At 47.8% G+C, this 24,834-nt stretch carries 19 protein-coding genes; 11 read left to right on the top strand and 8 right to left on the bottom strand.

Going from position 1 to position 24,834, the window contains the following annotated elements; translation table 11 throughout:
• Positions 1–102 precede the first annotated feature (102 nt).
• The 7 genes from JUB15_RS28015 to JUB15_RS27985 form a co-directional block, all read right to left on the bottom strand.
• A complete protein-coding gene (locus JUB15_RS28015; protein WP_207516060.1) occupies positions 103–1,476 on the bottom strand; it encodes a RagB/SusD family nutrient uptake outer membrane protein in 1,374 nt (457 codons plus the stop codon).
• An 11-nt stretch (positions 1,477–1,487) separates the two neighbouring features.
• Positions 1,488–4,991 (bottom strand): SusC/RagA family TonB-linked outer membrane protein, encoded by a 3,504-nt coding sequence (locus tag JUB15_RS28010; protein ID WP_207516059.1) that lies wholly within the window; start codon positions 4,989–4,991, stop codon positions 1,488–1,490.
• 180 nt (positions 4,992–5,171) lie between these two features.
• Positions 5,172–6,407 carry a FecR family protein gene (locus JUB15_RS28005; protein ID WP_207516057.1) on the bottom strand — a complete coding sequence of 412 codons (1,236 nt, stop codon included), beginning with the start codon at positions 6,405–6,407 and terminating at the stop codon, positions 5,172–5,174.
• A gap of 75 nt (positions 6,408–6,482) precedes the next feature.
• On the bottom strand, positions 6,483–7,061 hold the full coding sequence (locus JUB15_RS28000; RefSeq protein ID WP_207516055.1) for an RNA polymerase sigma-70 factor: 579 nt from the start codon (positions 7,059–7,061) through the stop codon (positions 6,483–6,485).
• A 363-nt stretch (positions 7,062–7,424) separates the two neighbouring features.
• Positions 7,425–10,031: an MGH1-like glycoside hydrolase domain-containing protein gene (locus JUB15_RS27995; protein WP_207516053.1), complete on the bottom strand. Its 2,607-nt coding sequence runs from the start codon at positions 10,029–10,031 to the stop codon at positions 7,425–7,427.
• A gap of 43 nt (positions 10,032–10,074) precedes the next feature.
• On the bottom strand, positions 10,075–10,626 hold the full coding sequence (locus JUB15_RS27990) for a GNAT family N-acetyltransferase (RefSeq protein ID WP_242696543.1): 552 nt from the start codon (positions 10,624–10,626) through the stop codon (positions 10,075–10,077).
• A 151-nt stretch (positions 10,627–10,777) separates the two neighbouring features.
• Positions 10,778–11,059, bottom strand: a complete 282-nt coding sequence (locus JUB15_RS27985; RefSeq protein WP_207516051.1) for a dermokine domain-containing protein — start codon at positions 11,057–11,059, stop codon at positions 10,778–10,780.
• A 251-nt stretch (positions 11,060–11,310) separates the two neighbouring features.
• Between JUB15_RS27985 and JUB15_RS27980 the strand changes: the two genes are divergently transcribed.
• From JUB15_RS27980 to JUB15_RS27945, 8 genes are all read left to right on the top strand, one after another.
• Positions 11,311–11,583, top strand: a complete 273-nt coding sequence (locus tag JUB15_RS27980; protein ID WP_207516049.1) for a MoaD/ThiS family protein — start codon at positions 11,311–11,313, stop codon at positions 11,581–11,583.
• An 86-nt stretch (positions 11,584–11,669) separates the two neighbouring features.
• Positions 11,670–12,752, top strand: a complete 1,083-nt coding sequence (locus tag JUB15_RS27975) for a WD40/YVTN/BNR-like repeat-containing protein (RefSeq protein ID WP_207516047.1) — start codon at positions 11,670–11,672, stop codon at positions 12,750–12,752.
• A 364-nt stretch (positions 12,753–13,116) separates the two neighbouring features.
• Positions 13,117–14,328, top strand: coding sequence for a FecR family protein (locus JUB15_RS27970; protein WP_207516045.1), 1,212 nt, complete (start codon positions 13,117–13,119; stop codon positions 14,326–14,328).
• A gap of 339 nt (positions 14,329–14,667) precedes the next feature.
• Entirely contained in the window at positions 14,668–14,820 is a 153-nt protein-coding gene (locus JUB15_RS27965; protein WP_207516043.1) for a hypothetical protein, read from the top strand.
• A gap of 83 nt (positions 14,821–14,903) precedes the next feature.
• The gene (locus tag JUB15_RS27960) at positions 14,904–18,233 is read left to right on the top strand and encodes a SusC/RagA family TonB-linked outer membrane protein (protein ID WP_207516041.1); all 3,330 of its coding nucleotides are present in this window, start codon (positions 14,904–14,906) and stop codon (positions 18,231–18,233) included.
• Between the two features lie 117 nt (positions 18,234–18,350).
• A complete protein-coding gene (locus JUB15_RS27955) occupies positions 18,351–19,958 on the top strand; it encodes a SusD/RagB family nutrient-binding outer membrane lipoprotein (RefSeq protein WP_207516039.1) in 1,608 nt (535 codons plus the stop codon).
• A 725-nt stretch (positions 19,959–20,683) separates the two neighbouring features.
• Complete coding sequence (locus JUB15_RS27950) at positions 20,684–21,259, top strand: RNA polymerase sigma factor (RefSeq protein WP_207516037.1); 576 nt, start codon at positions 20,684–20,686, stop codon at positions 21,257–21,259.
• Positions 21,260–21,390: 131 nt separating this feature from the next.
• Positions 21,391–22,050 (top strand): HD domain-containing protein, encoded by a 660-nt coding sequence (locus JUB15_RS27945; RefSeq protein WP_207516035.1) that lies wholly within the window; start codon positions 21,391–21,393, stop codon positions 22,048–22,050.
• A gap of 113 nt (positions 22,051–22,163) precedes the next feature.
• Here the strand turns inward: JUB15_RS27945 and surE are convergent, their stop codons facing one another.
• Positions 22,164–22,901, bottom strand: coding sequence for a 5'/3'-nucleotidase SurE (gene surE / locus JUB15_RS27940; RefSeq protein ID WP_207516033.1), 738 nt, complete (start codon positions 22,899–22,901; stop codon positions 22,164–22,166).
• 96 nt (positions 22,902–22,997) lie between these two features.
• Between surE and JUB15_RS27935 the strand changes: the two genes are divergently transcribed.
• The 3 genes from JUB15_RS27935 to tnpB form a co-directional block, all read left to right on the top strand.
• The gene (locus JUB15_RS27935; protein WP_207516031.1) at positions 22,998–23,894 is read left to right on the top strand and encodes a diacylglycerol/lipid kinase family protein; all 897 of its coding nucleotides are present in this window, start codon (positions 22,998–23,000) and stop codon (positions 23,892–23,894) included.
• Positions 23,895–24,317: 423 nt separating this feature from the next.
• Positions 24,318–24,611, top strand: coding sequence for an IS66 family insertion sequence element accessory protein TnpA (gene tnpA, locus JUB15_RS28865; protein ID WP_369411610.1), 294 nt, complete (start codon positions 24,318–24,320; stop codon positions 24,609–24,611).
• The coding region (gene tnpB, locus JUB15_RS27930) for an IS66 family insertion sequence element accessory protein TnpB (RefSeq protein ID WP_207516030.1) at positions 24,608–24,834 on the top strand (227 nt) is incomplete at its 3' end. The genes tnpA and tnpB, both read left to right, overlap by 4 nt.

The raw sequence follows: 24,834 nt of genomic DNA, 5'->3' as shown, positions 1-24,834 counted from the left end.
CAAGTTACAGGTTACAGGGGTTACATGTGTTACAAGACCCGTGAGTTCCACGTTACCTTGTAACCTGAAACCTGCAACCTGTAACTGTATTTTATTATCACATCATTTATCATAGCCCTCATTCTGCGAAAGGTTGGTATTGATCAGCCTTTGCGCATCGGGTATGGGATACAGCACGGCGGTATTCTTCCAGGTGTTCTTTTTTTGTCCGCCGATGACGGCAGCTGCCCGGCCGGTACGTTTCAGATCGAACCAGCGATGGCCCCATTCGCCGAACAACTCCACTTTTCTTTCCTGTTCAATCGCCAGCAACAGCTCGTCTTTGCTTAACGTAGTAGACAATTTGGCCAACCCGGCACGGCTGCGTACACTGTCCAGATCCTGTCGCGCCTCAGTAAGTTTATCCTGTTGTGCGCGGGCTTCCCCCCTGATCAGGAACAGCTCGGCAAACCGCAATGCGACCATATACTCATTACCGGTGGTGCCTGACCTGGTTTTATACTTGGTTACCCGGTGATAGGTAACACCGCTTGCCGTGGTATCGGAGGTCCAGTTGGCTTTACGCAGGTCGCCTGTTTCGAATGAACGGTACAGCGTATCGTACAGACTGTAAGCGGGCAACACGTTGGCAGCCGAGTTATAGTTGGCGCCATACGTGCTGATACCGGTGGTATTGGTTATTTGCCAGATGATCTCATTGCTGGTGTTGACAAAGGCAGCGGCAGGTGCCGGCAGGCTGTAGAGCTTTGAATCGATCACTTTTGCAGCTTCTGCTTCTGCATGGGCGTATTCTTTATTATACAAATAGGCTCTTGCCAGCAAGCTGGTAGCCGCCCATTTATTGATGCGGGCCCGGAAAGAACCCACATAATTTTCCGGTAACAAAGACTGTGCTTCTTTCAGATCTCTAATGATCTGGGCCCATACTTCGTTCGCGGGCGTACGGGGCAGAAAAGCATTCTCGAGGTCGTTGCTGCTAAGCGGCATGGGCACATCACCAAACATATTCACGAGTTCAAATAACACAAAAGCCCGCAGGGATTTTGCTTCGCCCAGTAACTGGTTCCGGAGGGAAGGTGTCAACGCGTTAGAAGCCGTCAGGCCGTCAATGGCGTAATTGACGTTCCGCAGGAACTGATAGTTGTAATACCAGAAATTGGCATTCGTAGTACTGTTAATGGAGATGGTATTGTTTTCATACGCCTCCAATTCTGCGCTGGGCGAATTATACTGTACATCATCGGCCGACATCCCGGGGTACATTGTCCAGCCGACCAGCGGCTGGTTGATAGGGTTGCCGGTGTACAGTCCCATTACGGCGCTGGAAGCGGAGACATCACTGGCAAATGCAGCCGAGGCATCTACCTGCGTAGGCGGCGCCCCGATCTCGGTAAACTTTTTACAGGATGATAAGAACGCGGATAACGCCATGGCTGTTATCGCGGAATATAGTTGTATCGATCTTTTACGAATCATGATCTAAAGGCTTAAAATGAACAATTAATACCAAATACGATCGTGCGCAGTGGCGGCATTACGGCACCGACGGTACCAGTGCCTATGCCGGCAGGGCCGCCCTGGACGGTGGTTTCCGGATCGAGCAGGTATTTGTTTTTGGTGAACAGGAATAAATTCTGCCCCTGAACAGAGATGGTGCAATCAGTCATTTTCAGGCGTTTGATCACCGCCTGGGGCACCATGTAAGCAATACTGGCTGAACGCAGTTTGGCAAAGGAAGCATCGCCCCACGTAACATCAGAAGAAGCGTAATTGAAATCATTGCCTGATGTTCTGTATGCCGGATACATGGCCACATCACCGGGTTTCATCCAGCGATCGAGCACCGAGGTGTTCTGGTTCAACAGACCGCCCACGGGCACCGGTGATGGGAACAGGTTGGTCTTTCCCATGCGATGATGGAACTGGAACGTAAAATCCAGCTGGAAGTTCTTATACGTGATGGTATTGGATAAGCCACCGTAATAAGGCGTACCAACCGGCATCGGATAGCGGTCACCGGCATATGTAATTGAACCATTGCCGTCCTTATCTTCATAACGGGCTATACCTGTAGCAGGATCTATACCGATAAAACGATACAACTGGGATACATTCACCGGTTTGCCTATGATATAGGCTGATGGGTCAAAAGACAGCTCCAGGCCGGACCATTCAACCAGCTTGTTGTTGTAGAAGGTAATGTTTAAACTGGTCTTCCATTCCAGCGCCTTCGTTTTGATATTCGTTGAGCGCAGGTCGATCTCCACACCGTTATTGTCAATGGTCGCCGGAATATTTACGGTTCGCGCATTTAATCCCATTTGTGTGGGCATTGAGATGGATGAGATCTGGTTGCCCGACCGCGAACGGTAATAATTGGCAGTGAGCAACAGGCGGTCTTTGAAAAAGCCCAGGTCAAGCGCCACTTCATATTTTTTACGTGCTTCCCATTTGATATCGTCATTCGGTAATACGGGCGACGGGTTTAAAGTGCCATTGCCCAGCAAGGGCGTACCGGCATTATACAGGTTAAGGTAGAGATAGTTTGAGATCTGATCGTTACCCGATGTTCCTATACTTGCGCGTAATTTTCCGAATGAAATAAAGGATACGTGATCGCGCACAAACTGTTCCTCTGAGAACACCCAGGCGGCACCGATAGAACCGTAATTACTGAACCGGTTAGCGGGTGCAAAACGGGACGAACCATCCCTTCTGAAATTTGCATTCACAATGTATTTGCCTTTCCAGTCATAGTTCAACCGGCCAAAACCGGCGGCGTATTTATACCGTTGCACGTTGTTATAGCTGGCCTGCAGCGTTCCGGCAGCCGTCATGGTTTCCAACAAGTCCTCATTGCTGTAATTTCTTCCCGTAATAGAAAATCCGTCGGCCGTATTACTTTGAAAGGTAGCGCCTGCCAAAGCAGTCAGTTTACCGGCGCCGAGCTTTCTTGTATAATCAACGGTTGGTTCAATGATATAGTTACTGGCTACATTATTGGCAAAATAGGCATAACTGCCCTGCGTGCTGGTTGGGTTATCTGAAGAGTACGGGTTAACTCTTTTCTGATCGAGTTGCGTTCTGGTATAACCCAGACTGGCTTTCAGGTTCAACCCCGGCAACAGCGAATATCGCAACGTCAGGTTGCTGATGAGGTTATTGCCATTTCCCTTGTACCTTTTTTTCAGCCGGCCGAGTGGATTGGTAAAACCGGAATACCAGTATAAAGAACCATCCGCATTGTACAACGGCAAGTTCGGTGGCAGGTTATAGGCTGAAGAAAGATCAGCATCGATCATATTGGTGATATCGTTGGCATAAGCGGCCATTACCCCGATATTGAACCGGCCGCCTGCCGCTGAATGATCAGCGTTCACGCGAAAGGAAAGGCGCTTTGATTCGTCGTCACCTGGAAATACCGTGGTTTCTCTATGATAAGCTGCATTGAATAAAAAACGGGTGCCGCCGGTACCACCTGAAATGGTAGTCTGCGCATCCGTTGTACGGGCGGTTCCACCGATCAGGAATTTCTGCCAGTCGGTACTTTTGGTAGTGTCCCATACCAGCAGATCAGGCGCGGTGGCCGCTGTGGGTGTTTGATTGCCGTTGGCAAATGCCTCGCGCCGCATGGCCAGGTATTGCTGCAGGTTCAGCATGGGCATGAAACGGTTCACCTTGCCGAAGCCGTGGTAAAAATTAGCCTGTACCATCGTTTTGCCGGCCTTTCCTTTTTTGGTAGTGATGAGTACAACGCCATTGGCGCCGCGAGATCCGTAGATGGAAGTAGCGTCGGCATCTTTTAAAATGTCGATGCGTTCGATATCATTCGGATTGATCATACTGAACGGGCTCACGCCGCCATTGGCGCCTGAAATACCAAAAGCGTTGAGGTTATCCGTGGCCGGAATGCCCCCGTTAAAATTTGTAAACGGAACGCCATCTATTATGTATAAAGGGATCTCGCCCTGGCTCAAAGAGCCCTGTCCCCTGATCTGGATCTGGATGCCACTGCCCGGCAAACCGTTGTTCTGCGCAATAACAGCACCGGATACCCGACCCGGCAAAGCGGCGAGCGGATTGGCCACCGGTTGTTTTCTGATCTCTTCAGCCGTAACGGAACTTACGGAACCGGTGCTTTTTCGCAGTGTGGTAGTGCCATAGGCGATCACCACTGTTTCATCGAGCATCGATTTTTTGGGTTTTAACCGAACCCCCAGATACCCGGCATTGTCCCTGCCATTGGCAAATGCAACATTGCTCGTATACTCATTAATGATGCGGCGGTTTATTTTTATTTCCTGTGATTCATAACCCACAAAAGAGATCACCAGCACATCACCTTCGTTTACGTTCACCATAAAAACACCTTTGACATCGGTAAGACCGGTGACATTGGTATTTTTAACAAGAACGGTAGCGCCGCTCAATGGCGAGCCGTCTTCGGCGGTTACGCGGCCTCTGATCGGATCGCCGTATGGGTTCCTGGCGGCTGCCTGCACAACAGGTGGCGCTGCAGGCGCAGGCCGCGGCCGAACCACAATGTATTTGTTTTCTTCAATGGTGTAGGTAATGCTTAGATTACGGAAGCAGAGATTGAGCACGTCTGTGAGGCTGGCGTTCGCTACCTGCAGGTTGACAGGCGCTTCTTTTTCGATCATTGATTTGCCATAGATAAAAATAAAACCGGATTGCTTCTCAATTTCCCGGAACACCTGGGTGAGCGGCGCATTCTTTACTTTGAGAGTAATCGTTTGCGACAATCCCCGCGCATGTACCTGCATAAATGCAACGGTCAAGAAAATAAACATCAACTTCATTACGCACAATAATTTTTTCCCTGTACCCTGGTTAGCCGAACCGGTTGCTTTGCCGGTTACCGTTATCGCTGGATCTGTTCTGGTTTCATACCGTTCGCCTTCGCTAAAACTTCGGCGACCCGAAGACACGCCTTCGCCAGGGCTACGGCGAGTCAAAGCAGTTTTTTGCATACTTTTGTTTTGGTTTGGGTGAATAAATACCCTGTCCCATCCGATCGCTGTTCGGGGGAAGGTTATAGTCGTCGCAGACTATTCATGTTATGATGTTACTCAAATCTGCTCCCGGCAAGCGGGGCAAAGCCAGAGATGTTCGCTGCATCCTGGCTTTTCAGTTTAAGCAACGCTCTTTTTTCATGGCAATACCGTTACTTTCTTTCCTTCGATCCTGAAATGCACCAGGGTAGTCAGCTCCAACAACCGCAACACTTTCGATACGGGTACATTGCGGGGAATAGTACCATTAAAGCCTTCCTGCACCGGCTTCCCGGCATAGTGAACCTCCACATCATACCAGCGGCTTATCTGTTTCATTATATCTTCTATTCGCTGATCCCTGAAGATGAACATGCCGTTCGTCCAGGCAACTATCTCATCCGTATCAACGCTTTGTACCACCTGCGTAACATGGCCGTTCATCCTCGCCTGCTCACCGGGGTTAAGCACTACCTGCCGCTCATTGCCTGTAACTTTCACCTTTCCTTCAAGCAATGTTGTTTTGATATGCTCCTCATCGCTATAAGCATTCACGTTGAAGTGAGTGCCGAGAACCTCTATCCTCCTCCCTGTGCCTCCCTGAAAAGGGGGAAGCTTAACAATAAATGGAATGCGATGCGTTCCGCCTTTGGCGGTCAGGGACGTTATCTCGAAATACGCTTCACCGGTTATCTCAACGCTTCTTTCTTTATCACCAAACACTGTTGGGTATTTAATAGACGAAGCGGCATTCAACCATACTTTACTGCCATCTGGTAATACCAGTTTATACTCTCCGCCTCTGGGTGTAACCAGCGTGTTATAGGTCAATGGGTCGCCGTTCTTTTTGCCTCGCTGCGTATAGATCAGTTGTCCGTTGTTCAACTTTACGATCTGCGCATCGCCATCCTGCGTCAGCATTCCATCAGCAGCGCTGTCGAGCACGATCTGCTGTCCATTCGCCAGGGTGAGCATGGCTTTATTACCACCTGGCTGTACATCGCTTTTATGTGTGGTGGCAGCAACTGACACCGGGGCGTCTGGTTTTTTATTGAGCAACACAAAACCAGCGATTGCTGCGGCCAGTATGCCAACCGCAGCAGCTACCCATTGCCAGCGGCGTTGCATCCGCACCACGGGTGCAGGTTTAAGTTCGCCTGCAGCTTCGTCAGCGGTTTTATCGGCTGCCAGCACGCGTTGCAGCGAAGCCTGCATCAGGCCTTCATCTACAGCCGCGGCATTGGCCGACCCGGCTTCCATCATTTCCCGCAATACGTCTACCAGTTCATTGTCATTATGTTGGTCAAGCAATTGCAATAGCGCCGCCTGTTGTTCAGGGGTCAGCTCATCATTCATATACTGCCCGATCAATTGCCTGATGTTCTCATTTTGCATATAATTGATTTAGGCACTTCATTATTTGTTAGATGCAGCAGCGCGTACAACGTACTACCCAACATAAAATAATTGTTAAAAAAACGTTACCAAAAAGTATAACAGGCTGATGGGGTGACCGGCAGCCCCGAGGTAATTACGGATGTCCTTCAAAGCGGTCACCAACGCATTTTTGACGGTAGTCACTGATAAGGAAAGTGCTTCCGCAATGGCAGCGGGCTTAAGCCCCTGCTCGCGGCTCATGCGGTAAATGCGCTGGCGCTGCGGCGGCATACTATTGACAGCTTCCGAAACCAGCCGGCTTATTTCCGCCAGTTGCGTAAACTCAAGGGGCGTATTGGCTTCCTGCCGGGTTGCTGCCTGCGATTGTAAGCGGGCTAATTTTTTGCGGTGATTCAGTTCGGTTCGAATGGATTGCAAACACTGGCGGGACGCAATTGTGAAGATCCAGGCACGCAGGTTCTCAATGTCAGGCAGCTGATCGCGGCTCAACCATACGCGCATAAAGGTTTCCTGCAGCATTTCTTCCGTTTTATCTGCAGAACGCGTAAATTTTAAAATAAAAGGACGTAATAAAGGATAATACCGGTTAAAAAGACTGGCGAAAGCCGCTTCGTCACCGTCAGCTATCCGTTTACACAACTCTTTCTCCATTAGTTTGAGCAAGGCAGTTTACAATTATTATCTACTGATAAACAGATATTAACCTGTAACTGGCAGCAACAGCATTCATTCGTGGATAAAGGTGCTGGAAGGGTTATGGTACCGCAAATTTACTAATATCAATGCAAGTTTTAAAGAATAAAGGTGGCGCTAACACTTGTTAGAAGCCAGCGGCCAGTAGCAACTGGCTAGTGGGTTTCTATTTTCAACTCGAGACTGTTTTTATCAGTCATTTCTCCCATGTTTTCCAATGGCTTCATACCCTGTTTGCTACCAGCTGCTTGCCTTTCCATTAGCACATTAGCACATTAGCTAATCAGCACATTAGCTAATCAGCACATTAACTAATTGCCCTTACTGGTTCTTCATTATGATCATGTTCGCGATGAGGCCCGTCCAGCCGGTTTGGTGGGAAGCGCCCAGGCCTCTCCCATTATCGCCATGGAAATACTCGTGGAATAAAATATAATCGCGGAAGTGCGGGTCATTCTGCATTTTTTCGTTCGACCCGAATACTGCCCGCTTGCCGTTCTTATTTCGTTTGAAGATATTTAACAAGCGGCAGGCGATCTCAGTGCCCACCTGTTGCAGTGTAATGAAATTTCCGGATGCGGTGGGATACTCTATTTTGAAATCATCACTGTAATAAAAATGATACTTGCGCAGGCTTTCAATGATCAGGAAATTCATGGGCATCCAAACAGGTCCGCGCCAGTTCGAATTGCCGCCGTACATATCGCAATCACTATCGCCGGGCACATACGGCACACTCATGTGGGTACCATTGATCTGGATGGAATATGGATGTTTCGCATATTCCTTCGACAATGACCGGATGCCATAATCGCTTAAAAAGGTTGTTTCATCAAGCATGTGACTCAACAATCTTTTTACGCGGTGCCCGCCCAGCAACCCAAGCAGGTGTTTATTTTCTTTTCCTTCTTCGTACCAGCGCGATACCAGCAGCGCCAGATCGGGCCGGTGACGCAGGAACCAGTCCATGCGTTCGGCAAACAGCGGGTTATTGTCAAGCGTTTCTTTCGTGATCACTTCTACCGCAAACAGCGGTATCAGTCCCACCATGCTTTTCACTTTCAGCTTGATGATCTGGTCATTTTTCAGACGCATCTGATCGTAAAAGAATTCATCTTCTTCATCCCATAAGCCCGTACTGTTCTTACCCATGCTGGCCATAGCGCCCGCGATGTACAGGAAATGTTCGAAGAACTTGGTGGCCATTCCCGTGTAAGCTTTATTGTAAGTAGCCAGCTCCAGGGAAATATGCAGCATGTTCAGGGCATACATGGCCATCCAGCTGGTAGCATCGGCCTGTTCGGCCACTACTCCTTCGGGAAGCGGGGCGCTGCGGTCAAATACGCCGATATTATCGAGCCCCAGGAATCCACCTTCGAAGATATTGTTACCTTCTTCGTCTTTGCGGTTCACCCACCAGGTGAAATTGATGAGCAGTTTGTGAAAGATGGATTCCAGCCAGGCGTAGTCTTTCACGCCTTTTGCTTTTGCATCCATGCGGAAGATGCGGAACACAGCGCCGGCATGGATGGGCGGATTGGCATCACCCAATGACCATTCATAGGCAGGCAGCATACCTGATGGATGCATGTACCATTCCTCGGTGAGCATCTGCAATTGTTGTTTGGCAAAATCCGGATCAACGAGCCCGATCGTAACGCAATGGAAGCCCAGGTCCCACGCGGCATACCAGGGAAATTCCCATTTGTCGGGCACGGAAATGATGTGCTCGTTATTGAGCTGTTTCCAGTCGTTATTACGGCCCTGCCAGCGCTGGGCCGGCGGTGGCGGCATGGCAGGATCACCATCGAGCCACTGCTGCACTTTATAAGAATAGAATTGTTTGTTCCACAACATGCCGGCAATGGCCTGCCGGTGGATCAACTTCTCATCTTCATTCTTTATGATCTTTTGCAGATCGGCATAAAAAATATCGGCCTCTGCCACGCGCTGTTCAAAGATCGTATCGAAATGTTCAAAAGCATCGATACCGTGTTTATCACACAGGCGTAACCGGATGGTGTGCGAACCACCGGCAGGGATCACGAGCTCATAATCGATGGCGGCTTTGGTACCGGTCATGGCCGGGTTCACCGATTTCTTTTCATGGATCAAATGATCTACAATACCATCTTTCGGATATTGCTGTTTATCGTCATGGTTGTATAAGCGGCGGTTATTGGTTTCATTCTCGCAGAACAACATCCTGCCGTCGCCTTCAAAATACAGGGCAGATACAGCTAACTTCTCATGCGTGACAGTAATCGTACGCACATCACTTTTATACAATCTGGGTTTGTAATCGTGCCGTCCCCAGCACCAGGTATTGCGGAACCAGACGGTGGGCAATACGTGCAGACTGGCCGCTTCCTTACTGCGGTTATGAATGGTTATTTTGATGAGGATATCGTCGGTGTCGGCTTTGGCGTATTCTGTAAATACATCGAAGTATTTATCTTCATCGAAGATGCCGGTATCCATGAGCTCGAATTCGGGTTCATGGCGGTTGCGGCGGGCGTTTTCCTGAATTAGCCGTTCATAGGGAAATTCCTGCTGCGGATACTTGTACAACATTTTCATGTACGAATGGGTAGGTGTGGCATCGAGATAATAATAGATCTCTTTTACATCTTCGCCATGATTGCCCTGCTGGTTATTCAATCCGAATAACCGTTCTTTTACGATCGCATCTCTTTTATTCCAGAGCGCCAGCGCAAAACACAACAGCTGTTTGTCATCGCTGATGCCGGCAATACCTTCCTCTCCCCAGCGCCAGGCTTTGCTGCGCGCCATGTCGTGCGTGGTAAAGTTCCAGGCGTCGCCATTGGCGCTGTAATCTTCCCGAACTGTTCCCCATTGCCGGTCTGAAACATAAGACCCCCATCTTTTCCAGGTGGGCTGCTGTAGTCGTAGTTGCTCTGCGTTCATTTGATTAACTTCCTCGCAAATGTACACAAAACAAACTCGCGGTTTACCAATCCCAAACCACAACGCTCCAAACTTCGCCGTCAGGCGCTATGTATTCATGGATCGGTTCAAACCCGATGCGTTTATGCGCATTGAGCGAACGCTGATTCCTGATGGAGATCTCGGTGATGGCGAAATCATATTTACCTTTAAAATGATCGCGATAAGCGGCATAACAGGCGTCAAAAACGCCTTTTCCCCGGTAGGCTGCCGCTACACAAACCTGTCCCACCACCATATACCGGTAATTGGCTATTTTCTTATGTTGATAATCTATTTGTTCAAACAGTTCGAACATGGGCAGCAGTACGGGAATGTCGTTGCGCGAACGGGCGGTCATGGCCAGGATGTAGGCAATTACCTGGTCGTTTTCCTTGGCGATCATATGCGCTTCGATCTCATTCATTTTATGCAGATCTTCATAACTGTGCGATACCGTTACAAATCCCTGTGAAGCGATGTCAGCCGCAGATAAACCGGCCGCCAGGTTCTGCTTTTGCAGGGCCAGGATCTGCTGCAGGTCGCTGGTGGTTTTGGAGGTTGTGTAGGTGATCATAGTTATGGCAAGCTACAACTAAAGGCGCAAGGCTGAACGCTGAACGCAAAACGCAAAACGCGGAACGCAAAACGCGCAAAGCGCAAAGCGCAAGGCTGAAAGCTGAAGGCTGAAGGCTAAAGGCGGAAGGCTGAAGGCTGAAGGCCGAAGGCTAAAGTACCCGGTACCCGGCAACCGGTACCCGGTAACCGGCGGCTGGTACCCGGTACCCGGTATCCGGTACCCGGCAGCTGGTACCCGGCAACCGGTACCCGGTAACTGGTACCCGGTAACCGGTAACCGGCAACTGGTACCCGGTAACCGGCAACTGGTACCCGGTAACCGGCAACCGGCAACTGGTACCCGGTAACCGGCAACCGGTAACTTTGATCGTGTAAAATCCAGCTTTGGGTAGCGGGTTTCCCGGTTGATCAATTTTTACAGGCAGCCCCACCGCCCCTTTTGAATTATTCAGTAGCTTAGTTAGGCAAAAGGCGGAAGGCTAAAGGCTAAAGGCGGAAGGCAAAACGCGAAACGCAGAACTCAAAAGGCAAAACCGGCCTGCGGACAGGCGTAGAACATTTCGTGTAAAACGTTAAACCCATGGCGCGAAGCGCCTATGAATAACAAGCGTTAAGCGTTAAGCGTTCAGCGGTATTCAGCGTTGAGCGTTAAGCGTTCAGCGTTAAGCGTTAAGCAGTATTTATGGCTTTAGTAAAATTCACATACGCATTAAAAAGATTCTTTCCGAAACTTACCGATACCAAAGCGGGTGGAAAGACATTGAAAGCAGTGCTGGCTGAAATAGAAGCCAGCTATCCCGGCGTAACCCGGTATGTGCTGGATGACCAGGGCCGTCTGCGGCAGCATGTGAATATCTTTATCGACGGCGTGATGATCAAGGACCGTGCATCCCTGAGCGATCCCTTCCACGAAAACAGCGAGATCTATATTATGCAGGCGCTATCGGGCGGATAAATAAATCAGGTGCACCACATACATCAGTATCACCAGGAAGCGTGGCGAACCTTCTATTCTTTTCAACTTCAATAAATGATTGCTATATGAAATCTACCTTATTATTAGGAACCCGCAAAGGTTTTATTGCCTATCGCTTTCAGAACAACAAATGGATCCTGGAGAATTGTTCTTTTGAAGGCGTACCCATTTCAATCGCCTATGCCGATCCGCGTAACGGCACCTGGTGGGCCTGCCAGGATCACGGTCATTGGGGTGTAAAACTGCAACGCTCAAAAGACAGGGGACAAACGTGGGAAGAAGTGATTGCGCCGGCCTATCCTGAAGGTGAAGAAGTGAAAGACGGAGTGCCGGCTACTACCCGGTATATGTGGTCGATGGCGCATGGTGGAAAAAACTATTCATCCCGGTTATGGATCGGCACCGATCCCGGTGGTTTGTTCGTCAGTGAAGATGAAGGCAACAGCTTTCAACTGGTTGAATCTTTATGGCAGCACCCCACCCGTAAAGACGGCTGGTTTGGCGGTGGCCGCGACCTGCCGGGTATTCATTCTATTATCGTAGACCCGCGCAATGAAGATCATATTCATATAGGCATCAGCTGCGCCGGCGTTTTTGAAACCACCGATGGCGGCAAGAGCTGGGCTATCTGCAACAAAGGATTACGGGCCGATTTTCTGCCCGACCCAAACCAGGAAACGGGTCATGACCCACATATTGTGGTAGCAGCGCCCTCTAATCCTGATGCCTTGTGGCAGCAGAACCATTGCGGTATCTTCCGCAGTACCGATGGCGCGCGGAGCTGGCAGGAAGTAAGTGAAGCTGAGGGTCCTGCCCGTTTTGGTTTTGCCATTGCCGTAGCCGACGACAATCCCGACCAGGCCTGGGTAGCCCCCGCCGATAGCGATGTAAACCGTACAGCGATCAAAGGCGCGCTCGTTATTTGTAGAACCGATGATGGCGGCAAGACCTGGAAACAGTTGCGCAACGGATTACCCCAGGAAAATTGTTTTGATATTGTATACCGCCATGCGCTGGTCAGTAATGGCGACGCCGTTGTTTTCGGCACTACCACCGGCAATTTATTCTTCTCCCCCGATCGCGGAGAGCATTGGCAGGTGATCAACAATTATTTACCAATGATCTATTCAGTTCAATTTGCAGAATAACTTAATAGGACATTGAGCAGGCGGCAGTAATTTCACCCACTGCACCTGCTCAATGTCATTGCCAACTATCAGCCTGTCTCCCCAAAAAGCTTGCGGCCTTTTTACAATCAATCATCAAACTGAACTTCATACTTGCTCTCGCTGCTTCGTAATTCTTATGTGTTAACTCCTGCCTGCAAATTTATTAACGCTACCTTCTTAATATTTTCCGCCTACCGGTGTTACTATCATACGCTTTTAAAAGTTCAATGACCGTGCAAAAAATAATTAGCAGGTCTGAATGAAAGGCAGTTAATATTTTTTTTAAAAAGTTTATCCACATCCGTAGGGTGGTGCCACTGATCTGGTACATATAATAAGTAGTATGGACAAGCAATCATTTTTCAGGATATTGGATAAGTACCAGGACGGCACTGCCAGTGCTGCGGAAAAAGCATTGATAGAAGAATATTACCGCCGCCTTGAAAAGGCGGGCAATACAGACCTGTCAGCGGAAGAAGAAGCAGCCGTGAAGGAGGTCATGTATTCGCAGATCGCAGCCAGCCTGTGGGCTGGGGGCAACAAAGCAATACCCATCAGGAAAATAAATTATCGCCTCGTTGCAGCAGCAGCGGTGATCCTGGCTGTAATCGGCGCCGGCAGTTATTTCTGGCTGCTGAAAGAACCTCCTACTACCACCGCTTCAACCAAAACGACAAAAGCGAAACCGCATGATCTTCCGCCCGGACGTGATGCAGCAGTCCTTACATTAGCTGATGGAAGAACGATCATCCTGGATTCTGCCAGTGGCACCATCTCCCAACAGGGTGGAGCAACCGTAATCAATATAAAAGGTATGGTCTCCTACTCTTCTTCCTCCCCCGCGGCAGGTGCGAGTGGAGAGGCCGTGGTCTACAATAAGGTATCTACCGCCCGCGGTAATCAATACCAACTGATACTGGCCGATGGAACGAAAGTATGGCTGAACTCAGCGAGCTCGCTTCGCTTCCCCACTGCTTTTACGGGTGAAAAGCGGGAGGTGGAACTGGATGGCGAAGGATACTTTGAGGTTGCCAAAAATACCCGCAAGCCTTTTCATGTAAAAACACGGACACAGCATATAGAAGTGCTGGGCACTCATTTCAATGTGAATGCCTATAGTGATGAAGAGACCGTTAAAACAACGTTACTGGAAGGCTCGGTGAAAGTACGACAATCGGCAGTCGACAATCGACAATCGTCAATCGGCAATCGGCAACCGGCAAAAAATGACCATCAGCAAGTCATCCTGCGCCCGGGGGAACAGGCTGTGATGGCAACGAATTCACCATTGACCATTGACCATTCACCGGATATTGAACAGGTAATGGCATGGAAGAATGGCTGGTTCGAATTCGATGATACCGATATCAAAACTATCATGCGGCAGATCAGCCGCTGGTACGATGTAGATATTAAATATGAAACTAAAACAGCTAATGAAAAATACGGCGGCCGTATCAGTCGCAACCTGAATCTCTCGAACATTTTAAAAATGCTGGAGAACTATGGCGTGCATTTCAAACTGGAAGGCAAAACGCTAACAGTAATTAGATAATGTGATAATCCGATAATTTGATTATTAAATACAGGCTATGTGAGTGCTTCGCGTGAGGTTAGCCCTTTGTAGGCAACTTCCGCTTTGGAAGCATTATCACATTATCAAATTATCACGTTAGCTAATTGAACTAAAGCAAGACACAATTGGCAATAGGCAGAAGGTTGTTAGGAGCATGCTCCCGATTCATCGGGAGGGTTGCAGGGTTTTAACATTGAGAATAAGTGCATCGATCAACAACAGTCAGCATATATTTAAAAGCAGCCATCACTACCGGAAGCTTATTTGCCAGTTGTTGAGCAAAACGCTTAACGCAAAACGCGGAAAACGGAAATGAGTATGCCTGATAAATATCAGTTGTTTTGCGAAGTTACCGGTGCCTATAAAAAAGCCGCTTCGTGGCCAGACGAAACGGCAGGTTCAGTAACAATAAACAAGTCTGTTGAGGAATCATTTATTCAATCACCAAACCAAACAAAGTTATGCAAATAACTGCTAAAATCCGTTTGCGTAGATATACAAACGGGTTTAAGTCCTGGTCGGCCGACCGGGAAACGCACAAACTGCTTAAGGTCATGAAATTAACCACATTCCTGTTATTCGTCACATGCCTGCATGCAGTTGCCCATACCAGTGGGCAAACTGTTACCTTATCGCTTAAGAATGTACCGGTGCAAAAGGTATTTAAAGCGGTTTCCAGGCAAACAGGTGTGTCAATAGTATATTGCGAAGATCTTTTTGAAGGCCTGCAAAAGGTTTCCATCCATGTAAAGAATGCTCCCCTTAATGACGTATTACAGCAATGCCTCACCGGCGCGCCTTTTGAATACAGTGTACAGGGCAGTACCGTGGTGATCACAAAACGCCCGGCCACAGAAACACCAGATCATACCAAAACGCCACCACCGCCGCCCATACCCATTAAAGGTAGAATTGTGAATGACAAAGGAGAACCGGTTGCCGGCGCCAACGTGCAGGTGAAAGGGACCCGCCGCGGCACCAGCACCGATGCCAATGGGGAATTTACCATCGATGCCGACAAAGGCGACATTCTCGTCATCACCAATATCGGCTATGCTTCGCGGCAGATCACAGTAAACGATGACAAACCCCTACAAATTGCCTTAACGGTAAACTCACAACAACTGGGCGAGCTGGTTGTAACGGCCCTGGGTATTCAACGCCGCCAGAAAAGCCTTACCTACAGCACCACAAAGATCAATAACGCCGAGCTCACCACCGTAAAGAACATGAACCCCATGAACAGCCTCAATGGCAAAGTACCGGGGTTACAGATCAATCCCAGCGCTTCCGGCCTGGGCGGTTCTGTGCGCGTGATCCTGCGCGGACAAAAATCAACCCGGGAAAACCAGCCGCTGTATGTTATAGATGGCGTGCCGCTGACCAATTTCTCCAGCTCACAACCTATTAACGTATGGGGCGAAAGCGGTGGCATCAATGCGCCCGGCCGTGATGCGGGCGATGTGCTCAGCTCCCTGAACCCGGAAGATATTGAAAGCATGACCGTGTTGAAAGGCGCTTCTGCGGCCGCGTTATATGGCAGCCAGGCCGGTAATGGCGTGATCATGATCACTACCAGGAAAGGCCGTGCAGGCACCGCCAAAGTGGATTTCTCTTCCAGCTTCACGGTAGAAAAACCCATGTACTATCCTGAGCTGCAGTACAGCTACAACCAAACGGGTAAGGATAATATTTACAGCTGGGGCCCTGCCGGTTCGAACCCCGATCATGTAAAACCCTTTTTCAGCACCGGTAAAACGTTTATCAATACACTGGCATTTACCGCCGGAAACGACAAGGCGCAAACCTATTTCTCGTATTCCAATACCAACAACAACGGTATTATGCCCACCAGCGAATTCAAACAGCATACGTTCAACTTCCGCCAGACTTCCAGATTCTTTAACGACAAGCTGAACGTGGATGCAAATATTATTTTCAGCACCCAGAAAACACATAACCGGCCTTCAACAGGATTGTATTACAACCCGCTTACCGGCCTTTATCTTTTTCCCAGAGGTTTGAACTTCGATCAGTATAAAGAATATGAATACTGGTCACCTACCCGTATCACGAATTTGCAGAACTGGTGGAATATCAACCACGACAAAGAACTGGTAGGGTCAGACAACCAGCAAAACCCCTACTGGATCCTCAACCGCGATATCAACGTGGGCAAAAAAGACAACCTGTTTGCTTCTATCACACTGAAATATCCCATTACCAAATGGCTGAACGTGCAGGCACGCGGCAGTGTGAACCGCAATTACGACAATTACGAATTAAAAGCATACGCTTCCACCCAGATCACGCTGGCCGATTTCAATGGCCGGTATACCTATGACAAATTAACCCGTACCCTATTATATGGCGATGTAATTGTTTCGGGTAATGTGAACATCACCGACAAGATCGGCTTCAGCTTCAATGCGGGCAGCAGCATCAATGATCAGCAACAGGACCGCGCTTTCTTCGATTCAAAGGGCAGCGACCTGCGTTTTGCCAACATTTTTACGCTCGGCAATCTGAACCTTAACCCGGCACTGATCGCACAACCGAGCGGATTGCGCCGCCAGGTTCAATCGATCTTCGCCACTGCTACCTTCGATCTCGATGAAAAAGTGTTCATCGATCTTACTGCGCGGAACGACTGGTCCTCTACCCTGGCGTTCACCCCCAAAGAAAACAGCGGCTATCCATATTTTTCTGCCGGTATCAACACCATCGTGAGCGACCTCGTCAAACTGCCGGCCTTCATCAATTACAGCAAGGTTCGATTCTCGTATGCCAAAGTGGGTAATGACGTAGAAGCATTTTCTACCCTGCCAACCAATACCATTATGTCGGGCAATTACGGTTCTATACAAACAGGTCCTTACCTGGGCGCTTACCTGAAACCCGAAGATGCCCGCTCCTATGAAGCTGGTACGGAGTGGAAATTCCTGAACAACCGGTTAAGCCTTGATCTCACCTGGTACAAGACCAATACGCGCAATCAATACTTTGATTTCGCCGCACCGCTGGGCAGTGGTCTGTCGAGGTTCTTCGTGAATGCCGGTAACATCGAGAACAAGGGTATTGAAATAGCGTTGGGCTATGACGTGCTTCGCACCAGCACTACCAAATGGAACAGCAGCCTGAACATGACGCGCAACCGTAATAAAGTGATCGAATTGCTACCAGAACTGGGCGGTCAGTACGAGATCACGCAGGCCGGCGTGAACAACTACTCACTGCGGATAAGGGAAGGCGGTTCGTACGGCGACATTTACGGCCAAACATTCCAACGCGCAGCCGACGGTTCTATCATGGTTGATGACAACGGCAAACCACAAACCGGAGGTTTCAAATTCCTGGGCAACCCCAACCCGGATTTCCTGGCGGGCTGGAACAATACAGTAGAAATTAAAGATTTTATTATAACAGCACTCATCGATGGCCGCTTTGGTGGTAAAGTAATGAGTATCACGCAGGCGGTTCTGGATGAATACGGCGTATCAAAAGTAACGGCAGACGCCCGTAATAGCGGTGGAGTAATGATAGATGCCACCAAACTAAGTGGTGGCAAGTGGGGTGGCGCTATTCCGGCGGAAACATTCTATTCTACCGTTGGCGGGCGTGCAGGTATAACCGAATACTACATGTACGATGCCACCAACATCAGGTTGCGCGAACTATCAGTAGGTTACAAAGTGCCCTCAAAGCTTAAGGTGATAAAAGACATGCGTCTGTCGCTGGTAGCGCGCAACCTCTTCTTCTTTAAAAAGGAAGCACCGTATGATCCTGAACTAAGCATGAGCACCGGCAACGGGCTGCAGGGCATCGATGTATTTGCCATGCCGGCTACGAGAAGTATAGGTTTGAGTTTCAGGTGTTCATTTTGATTACGGTTTGAACAATGTTGTAATCAGGAAATGAACGGGTTTATGGTTTTTAGTTTGAGGTTTAGGAAACAACAAACCATAAACCCCAAACAACAAACGCATTCAAATAATACGAAAATGAAAAAGTATTCAAAATACATTCTTTATATAACGGCAGCCACCACCTTACTGTTTGGTAGTTGCACCAAAAACTTCAGGGAATACAACACCAATGCATACGGCGCTACGAATGAGATGCTGCTGCCTGACTATGGATTGGTAGTAGCGCAGCTACAGGAAGCGCAGAAGACCATTTATTGCTATCAGCCGGCCTGGGTAACGCAATTACAGCAAAACCTTATGGCCGATATCTTCAGCGGGTATATGATGTCGCCCACGCCCTTCCGTGGCAACAGCAACAACACGACCTATGACCTGGTCGATGGCTGGAACGTATGGGCGCTGAACCCGGCTTATTCCAGTACATCCGGCAGCATTATGAGCCCTATTTCCAACGTTGAAGTAACTACCAAAACTGCGGCGCCCGACCTGTATGCCATGGCCAAGATCATCAAGGTAGAAGCCATGCACCGGGTGAGTGATATTTTTGGTCCGATCATGTATTCAAAATATAAAGTGCGGTCTGATGACGGAGGCTATGATTACGACAGCCAGCAGGAAGCCTACAACAATTTCTTTAAGGACCTGGCCGAGGCAATAGCCATACTTACCCCCAAACGCACAGAGAAATCAACACCCACTTTCAAAAATGCCGACCTGGTATATGGAGGCAGTTATGAAAAATGGTTGCAGTTTGCCAACACGCTGCGCCTACGCCTGGCATTAAGGATCGTTAAAGCGGATGAGGTTAAGGCAAAAGCAGAAGGCGAAGCGGCTTTGGCCCATGCAGCCGGCATTCTTAGAACGACCGGCGATGATTTCAGTATCAATATTGGCGCTACCATTCACCCATTGAACACCATCAATGAAGCCTGGGCCGATATTCGCATGGGCGCACCCATGGAATCGATCTTAAAGGGATACAACGACCCGCGGCTCGACAAATATTTTGTTCCGGCAACGGATGCTGCTGTAGCCGGTCAATACAAAGGCATTCGCCAGGGTATTAATATCGATGCCAAAAGCCGTTACCAGGGTTATTCGGCGCTGGCTACGCTTCCCAGCAAAATTCAATTGCTGACAGTTGCAGAAGCTTATTTCCTGAAAGCAGAAGCCGCCCTGCGCGGCTGGTCAGGCGCCGGTGCTGCTAAGGAAAATTATGAATCAGGCATTAAAACGTCTTTTGCGCAGCATTCCATCGCCGATGCGAACACTTATCTCAATGATGACTTAAGCAAACCGGCTGAATACTTCGATCCCAAAGCTATTACACCCGGGCAGAACGATATTACCAGCGATAAACCGTGGTTGAGCACCATCACCATTAAATGGGAAGAGGCCGATGGTTTTGAACGGAAACTGGAAAGGATCATCACGCAGAAATGGATAAGCATGTTCCCCGAAGGACAGGAAGCCTGGAGTGAATTCCGCCGGACCGGTTATCCGAAACTGTTCCCGGTGGTGCTGAATACCAGCGGCGGCAAGGTGAGCACTACCGAATTCATTCGCCGCGTGAACCTGCCACCCGATGAATACTTGTCAAATCCCAAAGGCGCTCAAAGAGCAGCGGGTATGCTGAATGGTCCGGACAATGGCGGCACGAGGTTGTGGTGGGACAGAAAGTAAGTTGAATAGCGTTGACATCACAAGTTATTCAGTTACTCAGTTATTGAGTTAATAAGCTTTTAAATTAATAATTATTAAGTGAACGGACAATCGCGAGCGCTGACGTTGAAGCTTGCCAATTGCCATTTGCGAATTGATTTTGCCAATTGATCTTGGCTTACGATAGCAACACCCCGGCGATGGACATATTGCAACCTGTCTCCGTTTGGGGTAATGCGGGCAATGAGGGCTTAAAGGGGAGCTCCTTATTGCTCATCTGCAGATTTCTATTGAACGTTCCGCCTACTGCGCCTCGTGAAGCTTCGGCGAAGCAGGGCGGGAGAAAATTGCTGAGAAAGCCGGGTGCAACTGAATAAAAGGGTTTGAAGAAGGTCTCTCTTATTCGATGCTGATTTCTATCCCCGGCTTCCCTGAAGCAAAGAGTTTAAGGAGTAAAAGAGTTTGAAGAAGGTCTCTTTTGCTCCTTATCTCTTTACGCGGAACGCTAAACGCAGAACGCTAAACGCTAAATGCTAAATGCTAAACGCTAAAGGCTGAAGGCTAAAGACAAAAGGCAAAATGCAAAACTCCAGGCGCGCAGCGCCTATTGGTAACAAGCGTTGAGCGTTAAGCGTTCAGCCTTTAAACACTTGCTCAAATTATTTAATATCAACTAACTTTCTTGCAGTTTTCTGCCCTGAACATTACCGGGAAGGTTAAATTTGTTTTAACTTTCGGGTAACAACGTGCAAAACTATCCTATTCATACCGATAACGAGTTGCTGAGAAAACTTCACCATGGTGACGAAATGGCTTTTGCTGAAATTTACAACCGCTATTGGAAATCACTCTATACTTCTGCACACAATATACTACAGGTAAAAGAAGTGGCTCAGGATGCCGTTCAGGAAGTATTTATTTCCTTATGGAAACGCCGCCACGAGATCCGCGTGGATATACTTCAATCGTACTTACACCAGGCGGTTCGGTTCCAGGTATTCAAAGCCATCAGGGCAGAAAAAACCGATCAGCTTTTCTTCAACCGGCTGGCCCTGATCTCAAAAGATATTTTGTTTGAAGATCCCCTGCTGTTCAAGGAACTGGAATCGTTATATCAGCAATTGATACAATCATTACCGCCCGACGAAAAAGAGATCTTCCTCCTGCACCGCGACAGCGGACTCACTTATAAACAGATTGCCGAACAAAAGAACATCTCCGTAAAAACAGTTGAAAAGAAAATGAGCCACGCCCTGCGGGAAATACGATTTGGGCTGGATGATGCAATGGCAGTCATGATAGTAGCCTATTTGATGCAATAACAGGCTGATTTCTGATTTCGGGATTGCGAGATTTTTTGATTTCATTATATTTAATCATTCTGATAAATCTCAAAATCAGAAATCTCGAAATCATAAATCTCGAAATCACAATCGTCGCTTACTTTTGCGCTATGAACAAAGAACTTATTATTGGGCAAACAGTAAAATACGTAAAACAAACACTGGCTGAAGCAGAAGGCGGGCACGACTGGTGGCATATTCACCGGGTGTGGAAGACCGCACAACTGATCGCGGCTTCAGAAAAAGCAGATGAACTTGTAGTAGCCCTGGGCGCCCTGCTGCATGATATAGCCGATTCAAAATTTCATAATGGCGATGAAACGATCGGTCCGCGTAAGGCCAGGGAATGGCTTCAATCGATCAATGTAGAGGAAGCAGTGATACAACATGTGGAAAATATCATCACCCATATTTCTTTCAAGGGCGGCAATCATCAACAGCCATTCAGGTCAGTAGAACTGGATATTGTTCAGGATGCCGACCGGCTCGATGCCATCGGCGCCATCGGCATTGCCCGCGCCTTTAATTATGGGGGTTTCAAAAACCGTGCATTATATGATCCGGCTATTCCTGCAAACTTGAAAATGAGCAAGGATGAATACAAGAACAGCAAAGCTCCAACCATCAATCATTTTTATGAAAAGCTGTTACTGCTGAAAGACAGAATGAATACGGAAACAGGCAGGAAACTGGCTCAACAACGGCATGAGTTCATGGAACACTACCTAAAACAATTTTATGCAGAATGGGATTCCAACTTCATAGTTTAAAAAAGTTCACAGTTCAAAGTTCAAAGTTTTAAGTTCAAAGATCAGTGAATTTTACATATAATTTTGAACTAAGGAAGTTGAACAACCATAAACTACAAACCATAAACCATAAACTAAGAAACTGGTTGCGCTTTCATAACCTCTTTCAACCGTTGTTCGTCGGTTAGATCGAGACGTAACGGTGTTATAGACACGTAATCATTTTCAACCGCCCAGCGATCGGTGCCTTCTTCGGCAGGTTCCAGCGGTGTTACCGTAAACCAGTAATGTTTTCGCCCCATGGGATCTACACCCGGCACTATGTGACCATCATACAGGCGAACAGATTGCCGGGTCCATTTCATACCTCTGGGTTGCGGCGGAAAATTAACGTTGTATAATCCAAGGGAAGTATTTTCCAATAGTAAAGCCAGGGTCTTCTCTACATAAGGCGCCAAAGCGTCAAAATCGGGCTCTGTTTTACCAACCGGTGTGCTGAGGGCAATACCCCGGATGCCTAAGAGAACAGCCTGCTTGGCAGCAGCAAGCGTACCGGAGTGCCACATGCCATTACCGAGATTAGGTCCCATGTTAATACCTGATAATACCACATCGGTGTGAGCATATAAATGGCTGCCCAGGGCAACACAATCGGCCGGCGTACCATTTACCCGCCAGGCTTCTATTCCTTCAAAAGTGATCGGTGATTTTTTTAATGACAGGGGCCGTGAATGGGTCACGGCATGTCCCATGGAACTTTGCTCCACATCAGGAGCGATCACAGTCACTTTTCCAAAACGGGAAGCTATTTTGGCCAGCGCTGCTATGCCCGGACTATAAATACCATCGTCGTTAGTGATCAGTATTGTCATAGGTTATCAGTATTGATATTATTGAATTGCATGAGATTATTATGCCAGCTTGCGTGGTACAATTTTATTAATAATTCAACTGTATACAGCATGCAAATGAAAACCATACACCTTATACATAACCCCGGAGCCGGGGACGAGGCCCATTCAAAATCAACGCTGGTACGGTTGATCGAAGGCGCCGGCTATGTGTGTAGATATTGTTCTACAGACGATGATAACTGGCAAAATATAGACCCTCAAACTGATATTATCGTTATTGCAGGTGGCGATGGCACTGTTAAAGAAGTTGTTACAGCCTTGCTGGAAAAAGAACGCGCGGTCAAACGGACACCCATAGCCATCCTCCCCTGCGGAACGGCCAATAACATTGCCACCTCGCTCAACATAAAGGGCGAGCTCATTGACATCATCCGGTCCTGGAGCCACCCACAAACTACAGCCATCGATGTAGGTGAGATCTTCGACATAGATGAAAAGCCCGATTTTTTTATTGAAAGTTTTGGGTATGGTTTATTTCCCTACCTGATGAAAGAAATGAAGAAAAAGGGCAAGGACGACATCGAGGACAAGGATGAAAAAATGAAAGCTGCCCTGCAGCTTATGCACGACATATCTCAAAAATATCAACCGCATTATTGTGAACTGATCATCGATGGAGAAGATCATTCCGGCGAATTCCTGATGGCTGAGATCATGAATACCCGGTTCATTGGTCCTAATTTGTTTTTGTCACCTCATGGCCATCCGGGTGACGGCACTTTTGAAGTAGTGCTGATACCGGGCGAAGATCAGTCAAAATTTGCGGCCTATATCAACAGTAAGATCAACAATGCTGAAATGGTGTATTCATTCATAACTATCAAAGCGGAGGATGTTCGCATAAAATGGAATGGCAAACATGTGCATGTTGATGACCAACAGATCACCTTAAATGAAAATACACCGGTTCATGTGCGCGTTCAAAAAAATGCACTGGTGTTTTTAACATAAGCGCATTGTTACGACAATCATATTATTGCATGACAACTATCATTCTATAACATAGTAACCTGTACTATTTTCGATATACGGGTTTTTCATAGGATATTTAAAAAATCAGAACGAAGCTCCGATGTCTATCGGGGCTTCCTTTTTAATACTAAATTCCAAATCGCAAACCGCAAGAACCAAATAATAAATACCAAATCTCAAATCTCAAGAATCAAATAATAAATACAAAATCCCAAAATACAATTAACCACTATTCTTACTAAAGAATTTTGGAATTGGTATTTTGGGATTTATTGGTTACTATTATTTGGTTTTTGGAACTTGTATTTTGGAACTTATTTGGTCCTTGTAATGTATTCCCACGGGCAAGTACATATTTGTGGCAAAAAAGATGTTGTTTAGCTTAGGTTCTTAAAACAACTTATGGAACCAGCAAAGGCCCCAAAAACACGTTTATTCAGAAGTAAGGAAGATATCATCCGACTTCTTGCAGAATGTGATCAAAGCAGATGCAGTATAAAGGCGTTCTGTGACTCACACAAGATTGCACCAGGCACTTTTTATAATTGGAAACAGCGGTATAGTAAGAACACTGAAAGCCATTCCGGTTTTGCCGCTTTGCAAGTGATTCCCTCTGCTGCCAGTTTATTTGCAGAAGTGGGTCAGATAAAAATCTACCAGCCAGTGAGTACTGCGTATCTAAAAGAGTTGCTATGAGCAGTGTACTTGTATTAGGTGATCACCGGGCCTATCACCTTTATCGAAAAGAAACCGATATGCGTAAAGGATTTAATCAGCTTTGCGGAATCATCACCAATGAGCTTGGTCGGCAGGTCACACACGGGGATGCCTTTATTTTTATTAATAAGCCACGAACTCATTTGAAGCTGCTCATATATGAGCAGGGCGGATTTACAATATTTTACAGACGACTGGAGAA

The sequence above is a fragment of the Longitalea luteola genome, from assembly GCF_017356035.1.
In the GTDB taxonomy this organism is placed as follows: domain Bacteria; phylum Bacteroidota; class Bacteroidia; order Chitinophagales; family Chitinophagaceae; genus Niastella; species Niastella luteola.
This window is presented reverse-complemented; position numbering and strand designations above follow the sequence as displayed.